Genomic DNA, 17,533 nt, shown 5'->3' with positions numbered 1-17,533 from the left:
TGCGCAAAGATGAAGCGAATCTATGCGCGTAGTTCGCAAATCGGGTCGATTGGTAAACGACGATGGATGCTCGCAAAGTACGTTGCCGCGAGATCACCGATGCGGATATCGAGGCGGTCGCCGATCTGCTGACCCGCGGCTTCGTCGGCCGCACGCCCGATTACTGGCGGCGCGGGCTGCGGCGCCAGGCCGAGCGGGATATCCCGGTCGATTGTCCGCGCTACGGATATCTGCTGGAAGCCGGCGGCGAGCCGGTCGGCGTACTGCTGCTGCTCTATGCGCAGCGCGGCGGTTCCGATGCGGCCGGCCTGCGCTGCAACGTGTCGAGCTGGTACGTCGAGCCGCAGTTCCGCAACTACGCGACGATGCTGACGTCGCTGGCGCAGAAGAACAAGGCCGTCACCTACATCAACATCTCGCCGGCGGTGAACACCTGGCCGATCATCGAGGCGCAGGGGTTCCGACGCTACTGCCAGGGCATGTTCGTGGCGCTGCCGCTGCTGTCGCGCGCCGAGCCCGGCATGCGGGTGGAGCGCGTCACCGCGGCCACGCGCGACATTGTGGATCTGCCGGACAGCGAAGCCGACCTGCTGCGCAGCCATGCGGCGTATGGCTGCCTGTCGCTGGTGTGCCGCGTCGGCGGCGAAGCGATCCCGTTCATCCTGGTGCCGAAGCGGATCAAGCACGGCCGCTATCCGACGCCGGCGATGCAACTGGTGTATTGCCGCGACGTGGCGGACCTCGTCCGCTGCGCCGGAGCGCTCGGCCGCGCGCTGATCCGGCGCGGCGCTGCGATGCTGATCGTCGATGCCAATGGGCCGGTCGCCGGCCTCCGGGGCGTCTATCTGGCGTCGCGCGGCTGCAAATACTTCAAGGGGCCAAACCCGCCGCGGCTCGCCGATCTCACCGAAACCGAACTGGTGCTGTACGGGCCGTAGGCCCGTTACACGTTCGCTTGCGGGCCTCGCCGCGTCAGCCGCGGCTGTGCGCGAAATCCCAATACAGGGTGCGGGCGCGGCTGAAGATCGGGCCGGGCTGCAGGGCGCGGTCGTCGATGCGGACGATCGGCTGCACCTTGGCGAAGTTGCCGCTGGCGAAGATCTCGTCGGCGGCGACGAAATCCTCGTAGCGCAGCGTCGCCTCGACCACCTCGACGCCGTCGCCGCGCAGCAGCGCGATCACGCGTTGCCGCGTCACGCCATTCAGGAACGTGCCGTTCGGCGCCGGCGTCTGCACCACGCCATCTTTCACCATGAAGATGTTGGAGTTGCCGAGCTCGGCGATGTTGCCGAGCATGTCGCGCATCAGGCAGTTGGCGAAGCCGCGGCTCTGCGCTTCGATCATCGCGCGCGAATTGTTCGGATAGAGGCACCCGGCCTTGGCATCGACCACCGCGCAATCGGCGCTCGGCTTGCGGAACGGCGACAGCGTGATCGACAGGCCGGTCGGCTTCGGCATCGGTGCTTCGTAGATGCACAGGCACCAGTTGGTCGTCTCCGGATCGAACAGCACGCCGCCGCCCGAGCCGTTCTGCGCCCAATACATCGGGCGGATGTACAGTTCGGCGTCGGTGTCGAAGCGCTTCAGCCCGTCCCGCACCAGCCCGTGCCAGGTCGCCGCGTCGATCATCGGCTTGAGCTTGAAGTTCGTCGCCGACCAGTTGACGCGCGCGATATGCTTGTCGAGATCCGGCGTGACGCCTTCGAACGCCCGCGCGCCGTCGAACACCATGGAGCCGAGCCAGGCCGCGTGGGTGCGCGGCCCCATGATCGGCACATTGCCCTCGTGCCAGTCGCCCTCGAAGAACGTCCATGTCCTGGAGAAGCTGATCGGTGCGGCTGCGGGGATCATGGTCGGTCTCTCGTTGAACTGCGGAATGCGCCGATGCGGCGCTGTCAGAGGCGGAGGTCGCCCGCCTGGATGCGGGCGTAGTGATCGGGGTCGAGCGGCGCGTAGGCGCCCGCGGCCGCGACATACAGCGGATCGTCGACGACAGCGGGATCGAAGCCCTGGTCGATCAGCTCCTGCTTCTTCTGCTTGAAGGTGCCGGTGATCTCCAGCGTGCGGCGCAGCCGCAGGAAGACCGGGCGCGCGAACGCCGGCAGCCGGTCGGCGAGATGCCGATGCAGGCCTGCTAAGTCGAAATCATCGGCGACGACCAGCGCCGCCATGCCGGCGCGGCCGTCGGCGTGCGGGACGGCGACGCCGTAGACGCTGCCGTCGATCACGCCCGGGCAGGCGGCGATCGCGTCGGCGACTTCGCTGGCCGCGACGTTCTCGCCCTTCCAGCGGAAGGTGTCGCCGATGCGATCGACGAAGCGAAAGAAGCCTTTGGCGTCCTGCAGCATCAGATCGCCGGTGCGGAACCAGGCGTCGCCGGGCGCGAACACGTCGCGCAGCACTTTCTTGTCGCTCTCGGCCGCGCTGGTGTAGCCCTCGAACCGGCCGCCGCGATCATCGGCTTCGCCGATCCGCCCGATCGCTTCGCCGGCATCGCCGGGCGCGCAGCGGATGCAGCGGCCGTCGGCGTCGCGCAGCGGCGTGCCGGTGGCGATGTCGAATTTGACGATCGCGGCCGGGAAGCGATGCGCCAGGAACGACGGAATGCGGCCGATCGCGCCTCGCTCGCCCTCGACATTGTACAGCGAGAAATTGCCTTCGGTGGCGGCGTAGAATTCGAGGATGCGGGGGATCGCGAAGCGCGCCTGAAACGCGTCCCAGACGTCGCCGCGCAATCCGTTGCCGCAGACCAGCCGCAGCCGGTGCTGGGTGTCGCGCGGCGAGGCTGGCGCCTGCAGCAGATAGCGGCACAATTCGCCGATATATTGGAACAGCGTGCAGTCCCAGCGGACGATCTCGTCCCAGAACCGGCTCGCGGAAAATTTCTCGGCGATCACCACGGCGCCCCCCGCCATCAGCAGGCTGCAGGGCGCCACCACGCCGCCGACGCTGTGATACATCGGCAGGCAATTATACATCCGGTCGTCGGGGACCGCGTCGATCAGTCCGGCGAACCAGCCGGCCCAGCTCATTACCCGCCGATGCGTGACGCGTGCCGCCTTCGGCAGGCCGGTGGTGCCGGAGGTGTAGATCAGCAGCGCCAGATCGTCGATCGTCACGTCGTCCGGCGTGCGTGCCGCGGGCCGGGCGGCCGCGAGCGCCGGTTCGATCGACTCGTCGGTCTGAGCCCCGCCGTGACGCCACAGCCGCGGCGACGTAGTCAGGTGCGGCCGCGCGCCGTCGAAGGCGTCGGCGAGATCGCGGGCGACGATGATATGCGTCGATTGCGCGGTGTCGATGCAATGCGCCAGCGAGGCGCCGACAAGCTGGGTGTTGATCAGCGCCACCACGCCGCCGACCCTGGTGATGCCGAGCCAGGCGGCCAGATAGTCCGGGCGATTGGGCATCAGCAGCGCGACGGTGTCGCCCTTCGCCAGACCGATCGCCATCGCCCACCGCGCATAGTGCGCGATCCGGGCGGACAGGTCGGCGTAGCTGAGCGCTTCCTGCGACGAAACGATCGCCGGGCGATGTGGCGTCGCGGCGGCGTGATCGGCGATCACGTCCGCAAGCAGGCGGCCCGGCGTCTGTTCGATCCGCGCCGTCAGTTCGATCGCCTTCAGCCAGCTCTTCGCGACCGAAGGCCGCGCCGGCGGGCGCGCCTGCGGCGATGCAGGAGCGGCGGTCGCGACGGCGGTTGGTTGCAAGTCCATGAACGCGAACCCGACAATCTGACGAGAATATCGGCGCAACTTACGCGAATGGTGTTGGCAAATGCTTGCGGCTCTGTCGACAAAGCACCCGTAAGGTAAACGAAGCCATCTTGGACAAATTGATTCAAATTTGAGGGAATTCATCACCGGCCATTAGGGTTAGTACAGCGAAGTTTTCGAAACTTGTTGTCGCATTCACCTTCGCGGCCTTAGCTATCGGCGTGCCGGAAGCTGCCCGAAGTGCAGCTCGTGCGGACCTGCGGAGGTGAGCCCATGCGCAACGAGACGATTGCCATCCACGCCGGCTACGATCCCGATCCGACCACGAAGGCCGTCACGGTGCCGATCTATCAGACCGCCTCCTACGCATTCGACAGCGCCGATCACGGCGCGGCGTTGTTCAATCTCGAGACCGAGGGCTATCGCTATTCGCGGATCGCCAACCCGACCAGCGCCGTTCTGGAGAAGCGAGTCGCTGATCTCGAAGGCGGCGTCGGCGCGCTGGCGGTGGCGACCGGGCAGGCGGCGCTGCACTTCTCCTTCGTCAACGTCGCCGACCATGGCGGCAACATCGTCTCGGTGCCGCAACTGTACGGCACGACCCACACGCTTCTCTCTCACATCCTGCCGCGGCAGGGCATCACCGGCCGCTTCGCCGACAGCGACAAGCCCGACGATATCGCGCGGCTGATCGATGACGATACCCGCGCGGTGTTCTGCGAGACCATCGGCAATCCGGCCGGCAATGTCTGCGATATCGAGGCGATCGCCGACGTGGCGCATCGCGCCGGCGTGCCGCTGATCGTCGACAACACGGTGGCGACGCCGATCCTGCTGAAGCCGATCGACTACGGCGCCGATATCGTGGTGCACTCGCTGACCAAGTTCCTCGGCGGCCACGGCACCACGCTCGGCGGCATCATCGTCGACAGCGGCCGCTTCGACTGGGGCGCGCAGCCGCGGCGCTTCCCGGCGTTCAATCAGCCGGATCACTCCTATCACGGCATGGTCTATGCGGAGCGGTTCGGGCCCACCGCCTATATCGAGCGCGCGCGGTCGATCTATCAGCGCACGATGGGTTCGGTGCTGTCGCCGTTCAACGCCTTCCTGCTGCTGCAGGGAATCGAGACCGTGGCGCTGCGGATGGAGCGGCATGTCGAGAACGCCCGCAAGGTCGCCGAATTCCTCAAGGACGATCCGCGCGTCGCCTGGGTGAACTACACGGGTTTCCCGGACAGCCCGTATTATCCGCTGGTGCAGAAATATCTCGACGGCCGCGCCTCGTCGCTGTTCACCTTCGGCATCAAGGGCGGCATGGAAGCCGGCAAGGCGTTTTACGATGCGCTGAAGCTGATCACCCGCCTGGTCAATATCGGCGACGCCAAGTCGCTGGCGTGCCATCCGGCCTCGACCACGCATCGCCAGATGTCGGCGGAGCAGCAGCGCGTCGCCGGCGTGCTGCCGGAGACGATCCGGCTGTCGATCGGCATCGAGCATATCTCCGACATCATCGAGGATCTCGATCAGGCGCTGGCGCGGGCGAGCGGTCAGCGGCCCCGTCTGCTCGCCGCCGAGTAGAGACACGGCGTGATGACGCTGCTGTTCGACAAGGCCCTTTCGCAGCACGACGCGCCGCTGGTGCCGACGAATGCGGCCGAACCCGCCGCGCGACCCGGCTCGCGCCGGCGGGTGATCGAAATCGGCCTCGTCAACAACATGAGCGATGCGGCGCTGCGAGCCACCGAGCGGCAGTTCACGCGCTTGCTGCGCGACGGCGCGGACGGCCACGCGGTGCGGCTGCATTGTTTCGCGCTGCCCTCGGTGCCGCGCGCGCGCGCGACCCGGCAGCGCATCGCCAGCCTCTACACCGACATTGCTGCCATCGGCTCGCTGCAACTCGACGGCCTGATCGTCACCGGCGCCGAGCCGCGCGCCGCGGCGCTGTCGGACGAGCCGTATTGGGACGAGATGCGGGCGCTGGTCGATTGGGCCGAGGCGCATACGCGTTCGACGATCTGGTCGTGCCTCGCCGCGCATGCCGCGGTGCTACATCTCGACGGCGTCGAACGGCAGCGGCTGCCGCGCAAATGCTCGGGCGTGTATGATTGCGCGCAGCAGGATGAGGATACGCTGCTGGCCGGTCTGCCGGCGCAAGCGCGCGTGCCGCATTCGCGGCTCAACGATCTGCCAGCGAACAAGCTGATGGCTGCCGGCTACACAGTGCTGACACATGCCGACGGCGCCGGCGTCGACATTTTCATCCGCCAGCAACGCAGCCGCTTCGTGTTCTTCCAGGGCCACCCGGAATACGACCCGGCATCGCTGCAACGGGAGTATCTACGCGATATCGGCCGCTATCTGACCGGCGAGCGCGACGATTATCCGGACATTCCGGTCGATTATTTCGACGCGGCCACCGAGCAGGCTCTGCTGGCGCTGCGCGCGGAGGCCGAGAGCCGCCGCGATCCCGCGCTGATCGCCAAGCTGCCGCCGCTCACGATGCGGTCCGGCGTCGCCGCCGCAATCGAAGCCACCGCCGCCACGCTGTTCCGCAACTGGCTGACGAGCCTCGCGCAGGACTAGAGCTAGGCTACGAGGCAGCAAAACGCGTCGACGCTCCGCGCTCGAAGAACGATTGATTCCGAAGCCGAGCTCCTCACTCACCCCGTCATGGCCGGGCTTGTCCCGGCCATCCACGCCTTTTCCGCGTGTCCGTCAGCAAGGCGTGGATGCCCGGCACAAGGCCGGGCATGACGGAGCTAATTTCAGCTTCGGAATTTCAGAGGGCCGTCGCGCCCCTTTGATATGCCGCCGATCACTCCGCCTGCAGCGGGATGCGGCCGCGGCGCAGGCGCGTCACCAGGCGCAGCACCGAGCCGTCGATGCCGGCCATGCTCTTGGCGGCGCCGCGCAGCAGCAGAGCAAGGGTGACGAACGAGACGGTGGTGGCCGCCACCGCGCCGGTGATGCCGAACATCGGGATCAGGATGAAGAAGCCGACGGCGCGCATCAGCACGGTGCCGCCGACGATCGCCAGATAGCTGCCCTCGTGTCCGGTCAGCATCAGGATCGAGCCCGACGGGCCGGCGGCCGCGACCGCCGCGGTGCCGATCGTCAGCAGCGCCAGCGCGCCGTAATACGGCACATAGTCGGCATTGAAGGCCAGCAGGATCCAGTGGCCGCCGCCGAGCACGACCATCAGTCCGCCGACCACGATCGCCAGCGTGATCAGCGCGACGGAGTCGAGCAGGCTGTCGAGCTGGCGATACTGGCGATTGTAGTACAGGTTCGGGAAGTGCCGGGTCGAGAAGATGTAGACCGCGCCGGTCGCCATCGCGAAGGCGTTGGCGATCCGCGTCGTGACGAAATAGGCGCCGGCGACGGTCGGGCTCATCAAATAGCCGATGATGACGACGTCCGCATATTGGTTGGCGGCTTCCAGGCCGCCGGAGATCCACAGCTTGGTCGAGCGTGCCGTCCAGGTGCGCAGATCGAAGCGCGACGGGGATGTTCCGATCTCCGGGAACTGCGCGCGCACGCGGCGGCGCAGCAGCGCCATCTGCACCAGCATGGTGACGCTCGACATCGCCGCCATGCTCAAGAAAATGCGATACATTTCGATCGGTGCGCCGAGCACATAGCTGCCCACGATATAGAGCATCGGGCACAACGCCACCGGCAGGTAGGTCAGCCCGTCGCCGACCCAGACGCCGATCGCGCCGCGCGCGAAATGCGAGGATGTCAGCAGCAGCGAGTAGCACACCAGATACAGCGTCGCGGCGATCGCCAGCGTGGCGTCGTGTTCGGCTGCGAACCAGTAGAAGAACGGCAGGCCGATCAGCACGACGCCGATCAGCGAGGCGAGCGCCGTGAAGGTCATGGCGCCTTTCAGCGTCGCCGCGTCGTTCGCGGCGCTGAACTCGCTCCAGGATCGGGTGATGAAGATCTGCTGGCCGAAGGTCGCGATCACGCTGAGCAGGCCGGCGGCGCTGAACAGCATCGAATAGGTGCCGAAATCGTGGCGGCTCAGCATCCGCGCGGCGAGCGTCACCAGCGCCAGATTCGCGATCGTGATCGCCACGCGCAACGCGAACGCGCCCGTCATGGTGCGGACGGCGACGTTGCTGCGGAGGCCGGCAAATCTATCGATCGGTAGGGTGAACTTCACTGACTGAGCCTGACCGGAGCGGAACTGCAGAACGGACGAAACGACAGATGAGCCGCGCCTTGTCCGCGACCTGCCGGCACAGCGATGTGACATCGGCGCGCTGGCATCGTGTGGCAACTTACTCTAATTGGAGTCACTTCGCTGGCATGCAAAATGATAATTGCGTGTAGGGTAAAGACTCGCGGTATCCGTGTCTGGAAATGTCTGCCAGCGCTGCGTTGTTAACCATAGAGAAGATGATCGGACGAGGCGTCGATGGAGCGGCTTCCGGCGAGATACGAGGCGCTGCTGCGCATCGCGGCATGGCTGTGTCTGGCGTTCATCGCGATGGCGACGCTCAGTCCGCTGGGGCTTCGGCCGACCACCGGCTGGCCGCCGTCGATCGAACGCTTCCTCGCCTTCGCGCTCGTGGGCGGTTTGTTCGCGATGGCCTATCCGCGCTACATCGTGCTGGCCGCGGTCGTCGTGCTCGGCGCGGCGGCGTTGTTCGAAGTGCTGCAGGTGCTGACGCCATCGCGTCACGGCCGGGTGTTCGATGCGGCGGTGAAGTTCGCCGGAGGCTCGTTCGGGCTGGTCGCGGGCTGGCTGCTGGTACGCTTGCTGCCGCGCCGCTGACGCGCCCGGCCTCAACGGCTCGGCGCGGCCGCTATTTCGCCGGGCCTCATCGATAGCCGCAGCGCTTCGATCTTCGGCTGGATGGTGGTGCCGTCGATCAGTTCCAGTCGTCCGCAGCGATTGAGCGTGTGCAGCTTGCGGCCGGGCCAGCGTGGTCCGGGCGTCACGGTGTGATGCACGGTCTGGCCGAACCGCGTCGGCGACAGCTCGGTGATCTCGGCGAGGCCGAGCGCGCTGCCATAGCCGTGGGTGCAGTCCTGCACCGGACGCCACAGCCGGCCGTTGCGATGAACGAAATGGCCGGCCGGGCGGGCGCTGGCGCGGTCGACCAAAGCGGGGCGCTGCGCGTGCGGACGCCACGGCCCGAACAGGTCGTCGGCGTGATAGATCGACAGCGTGTCGGAATAGCCGCCGGCACCGTCGCGCGTCGCCCCGAACATGTAGTGCCGGCCGTCGTGCTGCACGATCGTCGCGTCGGCGAATTCGACGCCCGACAGCAGCGTCGCGTGGCGTTCCCAGCGGTGTGGGAACTGAACGCAGCGATAAATCGTGACCTCGTGCCGCGCGCTGCTCTCCGGGATCATCCAGAGTTCGTCCTGGTGCACCATCAGGAACGGATAGGACAGATGCCAGGGCTCCTCGAGCACCGGGATCGCCGCGCCGACCGGGCCGTCGTCACCGAATTCGATCGCAGAGATGAAGCCCTTGCCGACGTGGTGGTCGAGCTCCTCGACGAACACGAAGGTGCGGCCCTTCCAGGTGACCGGAAACGGATCGGCGTAGAAGCGGTTGGCCGGGCTCGGCACCGCGCGCCACGCAGGTCCGGACAAATCGCCCGACGTCCAGATGCCGGCGTCATCCGTGTAGCGCCACCCGATGCGCCAATGCGGCGAGTAGCAGCACAGCCGATAGATGCGGCGCGCCAAGCTGGAGGCCAGGCCGCGCAGCACGAACGCCGCGGGCGAGCGGACGGTGCGCGGTGTCGGGCAGGGCTGCGGCGCAGCGCTCGGCCCGCCGGACTCCAGCGCGCCGCGCAGCAGCGTCGCGGTTCGCGCCATCACCGCCGCGAGCGCCCCGCCGAGGCCTTCGGCCGCTTCGCCGGACGGCTTGCCCGACCACAAGATCGCGCCGCTGGTGTCGTCGTGGATCTCGATCAGCGGCAGATCACCGCCGACGATCGCGGCGAGCGCCGCGTCTTCGCCGGCGAGGCCGTCAAACAGCGGCCGCAAGTACAGGCGCGGCGTTCGTGCCGGATCGCGCGGCATGGCGGTGAAGTCGACGACGATGTCGGGGGTGTGCTGCGCCGGACGATTGTCGTGCGCGTAGGCGGGATCGGCGTCGGCGCCGCACGGGCGGCCCCGGCGCAGCAGCAGGCGTTCGAGGTCGAGCAGCGCTTCGACGCCGGCCGGCCGGGCCGCGTCGGTGCGCACCCAGGCGATCTGCAGCCGCATGCCTGCATCGCCGAGCAGCGACGCCAGATGTCGCATCCAGCGCCGCGGCCGGCGATCGTCGAAACGGAGTTCAACCAGCACGGCGTGGTCCTTCCGCGGCTGGCCGGATCGTCTGCTCGATGAGGCGGACATATTCGTCGACCATCGCGTCGACCGAGTAGCGCGTCTTCAACCCCTCCGCGGCGCGGCGTAGCTGCGTGGCGAGCGCGCCATCGCCCAGCACGCGGGCGATCGCGGCGCCGAGCGCCGGCGTGTCGGCAGCGTCGACCAGGATGGCGGCCGGCTCGCCCTGATACGCCAGCACCTCGCGCAGCACCGGCAGATCGTTCGCCACCACCGGCACGCCCGCATGGGCGGCCTCGACCGCAGCCAGACCGAAGGTTTCGGCCATCGAGGGAAATACGAAGACGTCGAGGCAGGCGAGGAAGTTCGCCACCTGCTCGGGCGAGATCTCGCCGACGAAGCGGACGCGCTCGGCGACGCCGAGCTGCGCGGCGAGATCGCGCAGCCGCGTCTCGTCGGGGCCCTGGCCCGCCAGCGCCAGCGTCCAGCCCGGATGCGCGGGCAGCACGCGCAGCGCCGCATCGAGCTGCTTCAGCGGATGCAGCCGCGCCACCGAGCCGAGCACGATCGCATCCGGCGCCAATCCGAAATGACGGCGGGCCTCGGCCTTCGACAGCGTCGGGCGCTTCTGGTCGAAGCCGTGCGGCACATGCGTCAGGCGCTGCCGGTAACCGCCAGGATAGCGCGAGTAGTCGCGCAGCATGTCGTGCGAATTGACTGTGATCCGTGCGAACACGCCGAACTGGCCCAGCACGCGGTCGATGCCGCGCAGCCAGGCGGGCATCGTCAGCCGCGCCGACACCTGATTGGCGATCACCGGTGCAGGCCCGGCGAGCCGCGCCACCACCCCGCCGATCGCATTGCCGTAGTGCTGAAAGGTCAGAATCACGTCCGGCCGCATCCGCCGGATGCGCCGATGCAGCGCGCCGAGAAAGCGCAGGAACGACAGCGGATCGCCGGGGCGCCGCGGCGCGCAGTACACGGTCTGTGGCGGCTCGTCGAACGATCGCGATTGCCGGAAGAAGAACAGGTTGTGGACGTCGTAGCCACGCGCCGCGAGGCCGGCGCCGACCAGCCGCGAGATCTCCTGCGCGCCGGCGTTCTCCGCCTGGGTCTGGACCAGCAGCACACGAGCCCGTGGCTCGGGCGAGGTCGCGCTGGCCGCTTCGCCCGGCGCCTGTCGCTCAGCGGACTCGCGACGCGCGAGATCGAGGCCGTTGCGGGCTTGGCGGTCCTGGTCGCGGGTCATCGGCGATGGCGTCAGCAAGACTTCGTCCAAGGGACCGGCTGCCGGGAGCGCGCCGGATGAAGGTTAATGGAGGGTTACGATTCGTGTTTGCGGTTTACAGGAAATGTCCAATGTCCGGGCGAGTATCCTTGTATGCGGTTAATCTGAAGGATCTCTGCGCGAAACGTCGCGCGGCGACGCCGGCTGCGATCGGTATTAACCGATCGTCAATGCAACCGCGGCCCCGGCCACGTAACCGCCGATTAACCCTAGTTCTTTACTTTGTAGTCAGTGTGCAAGGCGGCTCACGCACAGATTGGTTCGGCGGCTTGCCGCGAGGTCAACACGTATCGACGCAGTCGCGGCGCGTCGTCGCAGTTACATCATCGGCCCGTACGGCCCATGATCCGGGTTCGTAGATCCAGCGAGTTGTAAAGTACCATGTCGCCCAAGCCGACTTCGCCCGAAGCGCCGACCGACCGGATCTCCGACGGGATCGATTTCAGGAACGTGCTCGGCATTCTGTCGCGGCGCAGGAGCTGGGTGATCGGCATCCCGGCGGTGCTGTGCGGCATCGTGGTGGCGTATTTGCTGGTCGCGCATCCGTCCTATACCGGAACCGCGCAGGTGTTCGTCGATCCGCGCGATCAGTACACCCCGAAGGACGACCCGCTGCAGAATTCGGTGCCGGGTGACGGCCTGTTGCTGGTGGAAAGCCAGCTCAAGATCATCACCTCCAACGAGGTGCTCAATCGCGTCATCGAGCAGCTCAACCTGCAGAACGATCCGGAATTCAACGGCGAGCGCATCACCATCGGACGGTTGGTGAAATCGGTGATCGGACTTGGCCGCGCCGAGGACCGCGCGCTGGTGACGTTGCGGAACCTACGCAAAAACGTCGCCACCAAGCGGATCGACCGCTCCTTCGTCATCGACATCCTGGCCTCGGCCGACACCGCGCCGCGCGCGGCGGCGCTCGCCAATGCGGTGGCGACCTCGTATCTCGAAGAGCAGGCCGGCGCCAATTCGGCGTTCCAGCGCCGCACCTCCGAGGCGATTTCGGCGCAGCTCGGCAAGCTGCGGCAGGAAGTGAAACGCGGCGAAGAGGCGGTGGCGGCCTTCAAGGCGGCCAACAATCTGGTCGGCTCGCGCAGCCGGATGGTCAGCGAGCAGCAGCTCGACGAAGCCAATACGCAGCTCACCAACGCCAAAACGCGGCTCGCCGACGCACAGGCGCGGGTGCGGCTGATCGAAACCATCGAGCACGGCGACGCCGGGCTGGAAGCGCTGCCGGAGGCGATCCAGTCGGCCGCGATCGTGCAACTGCGCTCGCGCCTCGCCGACGCCTCGCGCGAGGAAGCCCAGCTCGCCCAGATCGACGGTCCCAATCATCCGGCGCTGCAGGCGGCGCGGGCGCAGGTGCGCGACGCACAGGCGGCGATCCAGCGCGAACTGAAGACCATCGCCCGCTCGGTCCGCAACACCGAAGCCAGCGAGCGGACCAATGTGCAGAACCTGCAGGCCAATTTCGACGCGCTGAAGAAGCAGTCGGAGGTCAACGAGCAGGCGATGGTGCCGCTGCGCGAACTCGAGCGCAAGGCGGAGTCGAGCCGGGTCGTCTACGAGACCTTCCTGGCCAAGGCCAAGACCGCCGAGGAACGGCAAGGCATCGACACCACCAATATCCGCCTGATCTCGCGCGCCACCACGCCGGAGAACAAGAGCTGGCCGCCGACGATGATCATGCTGGCGGCGGCGATCTTCGCCGGCATCACCATCGGCATCGCGGCGGCGCTGGCGCGTGACGCGCTCGATCGCCCGGGCAGCGAACCAGATCCCGAAGCCGTGCCGGATGCACCCGCGCTCGCCCCTGCGGAGGAAATCGCACCGAACCCGGTGCCGCGGCCGGCCGTGGTGCACAGCCAGGCCAGCCGTCTCGCCGAGCTCGGCGAGGAGCTGCTGGCGGCGCCGAAAGGCACCACCATCGTGCTGGTGCAGGTGCAGCGCGGCGCATGGCTCGATGACGTTGCGCTGCAGCTCGCCCGCACCGTCATCGCCAACCGGCTGGACGTGATGCTGGTCGACGCCGATCTCGCCCGTCATTCGACCACCTCGCGGCTCGGCTTCGACAAGGCGCCCGGCCTGCGTGACGTGATGAACGGCGCCGCCGATGTTCACGACGTCGTCCGGCTGCACAAGCCGACCGCGATGCGTGTCGTTCCGGTCGGACTGTCGGCGCTCGCCGCGCGCGACCCGCGAGCCAGGCAGGCGCTGTCCGCCGCGCTGCAGCAGCTCCGCGTGTTCGACCGCGTCATCGTCGACGGCGGTGAGATGGGCGGATCGGCTTCCGAATTCGGCCTGTACTACATGGCCGACGAGGTCGTGTTCCTGGCGCAGGGCGCGGGCGGCAAGAGCGAGGATGCGGCGATCCTGGTCGAACTGCTGCGCCACCGCCAGGTCAAGGCGCGTGTGGTGATCGTCGAGCCGGACGTCTCGGTGGCGGCATGACGGCGCGCGGGCAGGGCACGCCGCATTCGCCGGCGGCGTTCGGCCCTGCTGCGCCATCCACGTCGCTCGTCCGGCTGCGGCTGCCCTTCGCCGGGCCGCTCGTCCAGAAGATGATGGCGATCTACATCGTGCTGCTGTTCATCGTGTCGGCCAATGTGCTCGACCTGATCGGCTACGATTACAGCTCGATCGGCGGTTCGCCGATCACCAAGATCCACGTCTCGACCTATTTCATCGTGCTGCTGTTCGGCGTGTTCGTCGTGACCTATCCGCAGAAAGGCGATCTCGCCCGCTATTATCTGGCCACCAAGCTCGGCTCGCTGTTCTTTCTCTGCGCGTCGGTGTTCGCGGTCGTCAACATCGTCGCCGACGGCCGCAACGGCTTCGGCATGTTCTTCGACACCGACCTGCATCTGTTCCTGTGCGCGATGCTGCTGCCGTTCGTGTCGCCCGACAATATGGACCGGCTGGAGCGCTTCCTGCACTGGTTCTTCTTCGCCAACGCGCTGCTGGCAGTGATCGAACTTGCGATCGGCTTCAACATCTTTCCGTTGATCACCTATTCGCCGGACGGCATGACCACCGTGGAGCCGCGCGCCACCGCGTTCCTCAGCCATCCGCTGCACGCCGCCACCATCACCTGCGTCTATATCGTCAGCCTGCTGTGCGGCGCCGGCACGGCGCTGCGGCCAAATTTGCGGATGCCGATGATCGGCCTGCAATGCGCCGCGCTGCTCGCCTTCGGCGGCCGCACCGCGTTTCTGCTGACGGCGGTGATCATGGCCGGAATGCTGGCCTGGACGCTGCTGCGCGCCGCCGCCGGCATGAAACTGTCGCGCACCGCGCTGATCATCTGGTTCACGATCATTCCGATCGGGATCGCCGCGGTCGCGGTGCTGGCGTCGATCGGCGCGTTCGACCAGATGTTCGATCGCTTCACCGAAGACGGCGGCAGCGCCCGCACCCGCTGGATCATGGTGCCGCTGCTGCTGTCGTTCAATTGGGGCGACATGCTGTGGGGCGCGCACACAGACTATGTGCGCTCGCAGGTGTATTCGTTCGGGCTGGAATGGGGCGTCGAGAATCCGTTCATCCAGATGAGCGTGTTTCAGGGCGTGGTGGTCGCCTCGATGATCATGCTCGGCGCGCTGCTGCTGATCTGGGAAGCGTATCGGCGGATGACCTGGAAGGCGATCTTTCCGATCGCGGTGTTCCTGTTCCTGTGCAACACCTTCGGCTCGTTCGCCGGCCGGTTCTTCACCTTCGCGATCTTCCTCGTGGTGATCTCGTCGCTATTTCGCAAGCCGGATGCATCGCGCGACTGGGTGAGCTGAACCGATGGACGCTGCGATCGTCAGCCAGCTTTCCGGTCCGCCCGCACTCGTCCGCGATGCGGCGGATCTGCGGCCCGCGGGGCGTGGCGGCTATTTGCTGCCGCGCGGCTATCTCAGCACCCGCGGCAGCCAGATCGTCGACGACCGCGGGCGTCCGGTGCGCATCGCCTCGATCGGCTGGAACGGCACCGACGGGCCACCGGGCGCGGCGCCGTCCGGCATCTGGACCGTCAGCTACAAGACCGTGCTCGATTCCATCGTCGACGCCGGCTTCAACACCGTGCGGATCCCGTGGATCGATCTCGGCCTCGACACCCCGCTGCACGGCTACAGCGATCGCCTCGGCTGGATCAACACCACGCTCAATCCGGAACTGCTCGCCTCGGACACGCCGCGCACTGACGGGCGCTACAGATACGTGACGACGCTGACGGCGTTCCGGCGCATCGTCGACTATGCGGGCGAGATCGGCCTGAAGGTGATCTTCGATCACCACACCAACCAGGGCACCGCCGGGCAGCAGCGCAACGGGCTGTGGTTCGATCTCGGCCCCGGCACCGACAACACCGACGGCATCGCGCCGGGGCGGTTCTCGGCCGAGATGGTCAAGGAAAACTGGCTGCGCATCGCCAAGACGTTCGCGGGCAATCCGACCGTGATCGGCTACGATCTGCACAACGAACCGAACGGTGATCGCGGCCACATCACCTGGGGCGGCGGCGGGCCGACCGACATCAAGGCGATGTGCGAGGATTACGGCTCGGCGATCCAGGACGTCGAGCCCGGCGTGCTGATCATCTGCGAAGGCCCCGAGACCTACAAGCCGCCGCCGCAATCATCCGGCATGGACCCGACCCTCGCGGCGCCGGCCGGCAATCTGACAGCGGCGGGCGCCAATCCGGTGCGGCTGAAGATCGCCAACAAGCTGGTGTATTCGATCCACGAATATCCCGAGGAGATCGCCGATACCAAGCGCTGGGGCATTCCCGAGACCGGCAAGGGCTTCGTCGACCGGATGAACGCGACCTGGGGCTATCTGGTCCGCGACAACATCGCGCCGGTGTGGATCGGCGAAATGGGGGCGTCGCTGCGCACGCCGGAGACGCGCGAATGGGCGCGCAATCTGCTCGACTACATGAACGGCAAATACGGCGCCGAGGGCGGGCCGACCTTCAGTGGCGATCAGCAGCCGATCAGCGGCAGCTGGTGGCTGATCGGCCCGTCGAACGATCCGCCTTATGGGCTGCAGACCCAGTGGGGCGTCGGCCATTTCCGGCCGGACCAGATCGCCGTCACCGACCAGATGCTGTTTAGGCCGCAAAAGTAGCAGCCGCGACCGACCGCGCGGCGGCTCAGCGCGTCGTCTGCGTCAGCAGCAGGTACATCGCGTAAGGATTGGTCCGCAGATAGCGCATGCCGAGCCGGCGCGGCTCGAGCGCCATGCGCCACAGCCATTCGAGCCCGATGCGCTGCATCCACAGCGGCGCGCGCGGCTTCAGGCCCGACAGGAAGTCGAACAGGCCGCCCGAGGTCTTGATCACGCCGACGGTGGTGAGGCGATGGCGGTGCCGGCCGATGAACAGCTGCTCGCGCGGCACGCCCATCGACACCCACAGGATGTCGGGCGCGAGCTCGGCGATCTGCCGGCACGCCGCGATCTCCTCGTCCTGATCGGCGAAGAAGCCGTTGCGTCGCCCGATCAGCTTGAGATCGGGATAGCACTTCTTCACCAGGTCGGTGGCGAGCCGGTTCGAAGTCTCGTCGGCGCCGAGCATGAACATGGTGGCGCCGCGCTTGATGGCTTCGCGCGCGACATCGTGAAACAGGTCGGTGGTCGCCACCCGCTCCGGCAGCGGCACGTCGCATTTGAAGCGCGACACGAAGACGTGCGGCATGCCGTCGGCGTGGATCGCGTCGGCCTGCAGGAACATCGCATGCTCGGCCGGATCGACCGCGCAGCGATACGTCACCTCACCATTGGTCGAGGTCATGTAGGCCGGATAGCGCCACAGCCCGCGCCGCTTCATCGCTTCGTCGACCATCGCGCGCGCGGTCTCGGCGCGGTCGGCCACGACGATCGGCAGGCCGCCGATGAGATTGCGCTTCCAGTGCAGGAAACGGCTGCGCCGCCGCTCGCCGCCGACGCGGCGCTCGCCGAACGGCAGCGCCTCGATCGACTCGATCGAGAACGGCGCCACCCGGCGATCCGACCCACGCCGTTCGGCGCCCTTCGCCTGGGCTCGCATGGCAATCTGCACTTGAGGCATCACGAATTCCGCTCGTCGCTGAGGACGTGTTTCAACAGCATTGAAAGCAAACAATCAGCGCTTCTTAACAGCCTTGCAAGCGCGGCTTAACCGTTTCCGCGCGACAAGGTAAAACAGTTAATGAGGCAGTAACGCTCCGCGCACGATTTCCCGCCGACTGTGCCGTCCTGCATCAGCGCTGTATCA

13 protein-coding genes are annotated in these 17,533 nt (G+C 67.1%); 7 read left to right on the top strand and 6 right to left on the bottom strand.

The window, feature by feature from the left end:
- The first annotated feature begins 62 nt into the window (after positions 1 to 62).
- Positions 63 to 938: a GNAT family N-acetyltransferase gene (locus tag IP86_RS27270; protein WP_054165591.1), complete on the top strand. Its 876-nt coding sequence runs from the start codon at positions 63 to 65 to the stop codon at positions 936 to 938.
- Between the two features lie 34 nt (positions 939 to 972).
- Here the strand turns inward: IP86_RS27270 and IP86_RS27265 are convergent, their stop codons facing one another.
- Together IP86_RS27265 and IP86_RS27260 are read right to left on the bottom strand one after the other, a co-directional pair.
- Positions 973 to 1,851, bottom strand: a complete 879-nt coding sequence (locus IP86_RS27265) for a branched-chain amino acid aminotransferase (protein ID WP_054165590.1) — start codon at positions 1,849 to 1,851, stop codon at positions 973 to 975.
- Between the two features lie 44 nt (positions 1,852 to 1,895).
- Positions 1,896 to 3,713 carry a long-chain-acyl-CoA synthetase gene (locus IP86_RS27260; RefSeq protein ID WP_054165589.1) on the bottom strand — a complete coding sequence of 606 codons (1,818 nt, stop codon included), beginning with the start codon at positions 3,711 to 3,713 and terminating at the stop codon, positions 1,896 to 1,898.
- A 273-nt stretch (positions 3,714 to 3,986) separates the two neighbouring features.
- Here IP86_RS27260 and IP86_RS27255 point away from each other — a divergent pair, with 273 nt between their 5' ends.
- On the top strand, positions 3,987 to 5,291 hold the full coding sequence (locus IP86_RS27255) for an O-acetylhomoserine aminocarboxypropyltransferase/cysteine synthase family protein (RefSeq protein ID WP_054165588.1): 1,305 nt from the start codon (positions 3,987 to 3,989) through the stop codon (positions 5,289 to 5,291).
- A gap of 12 nt (positions 5,292 to 5,303) precedes the next feature.
- Complete coding sequence (metA, locus tag IP86_RS27250; RefSeq protein ID WP_054165587.1) at positions 5,304 to 6,296, top strand: homoserine O-succinyltransferase MetA; 993 nt, start codon at positions 5,304 to 5,306, stop codon at positions 6,294 to 6,296.
- A gap of 232 nt (positions 6,297 to 6,528) precedes the next feature.
- On the opposite strand, the gene IP86_RS27245 is transcribed toward metA, so the two are convergent.
- Positions 6,529 to 7,881 carry a lipopolysaccharide biosynthesis protein gene (locus IP86_RS27245; RefSeq protein ID WP_054165586.1) on the bottom strand — a complete coding sequence of 451 codons (1,353 nt, stop codon included), beginning with the start codon at positions 7,879 to 7,881 and terminating at the stop codon, positions 6,529 to 6,531.
- A 255-nt stretch (positions 7,882 to 8,136) separates the two neighbouring features.
- On the opposite strand from IP86_RS27245, the gene IP86_RS27240 reads away from it, so the two are divergent.
- On the top strand, positions 8,137 to 8,496 hold the full coding sequence (locus IP86_RS27240; protein WP_054165585.1) for a hypothetical protein: 360 nt from the start codon (positions 8,137 to 8,139) through the stop codon (positions 8,494 to 8,496).
- Between the two features lie 11 nt (positions 8,497 to 8,507).
- Here IP86_RS27240 and IP86_RS27235 read toward each other — a convergent pair whose 3' ends face one another.
- Positions 8,508 to 10,028: a glucosamine inositolphosphorylceramide transferase family protein gene (locus IP86_RS27235; RefSeq protein ID WP_054165584.1), complete on the bottom strand. Its 1,521-nt coding sequence runs from the start codon at positions 10,026 to 10,028 to the stop codon at positions 8,508 to 8,510.
- Positions 10,018 to 11,277 carry a glycosyltransferase family 4 protein gene (locus IP86_RS27230; protein ID WP_245290751.1) on the bottom strand — a complete coding sequence of 420 codons (1,260 nt, stop codon included), beginning with the start codon at positions 11,275 to 11,277 and terminating at the stop codon, positions 10,018 to 10,020. The genes IP86_RS27235 and IP86_RS27230 overlap by 11 nt, the downstream gene beginning before the upstream one ends.
- A 402-nt stretch (positions 11,278 to 11,679) precedes the next feature.
- Here IP86_RS27230 and IP86_RS27225 point away from each other — a divergent pair, with 402 nt between their 5' ends.
- The 3 genes from IP86_RS27225 to IP86_RS27215 are packed head-to-tail and all read left to right on the top strand — an operon-like array spanning position 11,680 to position 16,407.
- Positions 11,680 to 13,746, top strand: coding sequence for a GumC family protein (locus tag IP86_RS27225; protein ID WP_054165583.1), 2,067 nt, complete (start codon positions 11,680 to 11,682; stop codon positions 13,744 to 13,746).
- Positions 13,743 to 15,080 (top strand): VpsF family polysaccharide biosynthesis protein, encoded by a 1,338-nt coding sequence (locus tag IP86_RS27220; protein ID WP_054165582.1) that lies wholly within the window; start codon positions 13,743 to 13,745, stop codon positions 15,078 to 15,080. The genes IP86_RS27225 and IP86_RS27220 overlap by 4 nt, the downstream gene beginning before the upstream one ends.
- Positions 15,081 to 15,084: 4 nt before the next feature.
- Positions 15,085 to 16,407: a glycoside hydrolase family 5 protein gene (locus IP86_RS27215; RefSeq protein ID WP_054165581.1), complete on the top strand. Its 1,323-nt coding sequence runs from the start codon at positions 15,085 to 15,087 to the stop codon at positions 16,405 to 16,407.
- A gap of 25 nt (positions 16,408 to 16,432) precedes the next feature.
- On the opposite strand, the gene IP86_RS27210 is transcribed toward IP86_RS27215, so the two are convergent.
- Entirely contained in the window at positions 16,433 to 17,326 is an 894-nt protein-coding gene (locus IP86_RS27210; protein WP_245290750.1) for a WecB/TagA/CpsF family glycosyltransferase, read from the bottom strand.
- Positions 17,327 to 17,533: the final 207 nt, after the last annotated feature.

It is taken from the genome of Rhodopseudomonas sp. AAP120 (genome assembly GCF_001295845.1).
Taxonomy (GTDB): domain Bacteria; phylum Pseudomonadota; class Alphaproteobacteria; order Rhizobiales; family Xanthobacteraceae; genus Rhodopseudomonas.
The sequence above is the reverse complement of the archived record's forward strand: the minus strand, read 5'-3'. Positions and strand labels throughout refer to the sequence as shown.

Bases quoted from the DNA above. Each gene is read 5' to 3' on its own strand.
- IP86_RS27270 (WP_054165591.1), top strand. From the start codon at position 63: ATGGATGCTCGCAAAGTACGTTGCCGCGAGATCACCGATGCGGATATC.
- IP86_RS27265 (WP_054165590.1), bottom strand. From the start codon at position 1,851: ATGATCCCCGCAGCCGCACCGATCAGCTTCTCCAGGACATGGACGTTC.
- IP86_RS27260 (WP_054165589.1), bottom strand. From the start codon at position 3,713: ATGGACTTGCAACCAACCGCCGTCGCGACCGCCGCTCCTGCATCGCCG.
- IP86_RS27255 (WP_054165588.1), top strand. From the start codon at position 3,987: ATGCGCAACGAGACGATTGCCATCCACGCCGGCTACGATCCCGATCCG.
- metA (WP_054165587.1), top strand. From the start codon at position 5,304: ATGACGCTGCTGTTCGACAAGGCCCTTTCGCAGCACGACGCGCCGCTG.
- IP86_RS27240 (WP_054165585.1), top strand. From the start codon at position 8,137: ATGGAGCGGCTTCCGGCGAGATACGAGGCGCTGCTGCGCATCGCGGCA.
- IP86_RS27225 (WP_054165583.1), top strand. From the start codon at position 11,680: ATGTCGCCCAAGCCGACTTCGCCCGAAGCGCCGACCGACCGGATCTCC.
- IP86_RS27220 (WP_054165582.1), top strand. From the start codon at position 13,743: ATGACGGCGCGCGGGCAGGGCACGCCGCATTCGCCGGCGGCGTTCGGC.
- IP86_RS27215 (WP_054165581.1), top strand. From the start codon at position 15,085: ATGGACGCTGCGATCGTCAGCCAGCTTTCCGGTCCGCCCGCACTCGTC.
- IP86_RS27210 (WP_245290750.1), bottom strand. From the start codon at position 17,326: ATGCGAGCCCAGGCGAAGGGCGCCGAACGGCGTGGGTCGGATCGCCGG.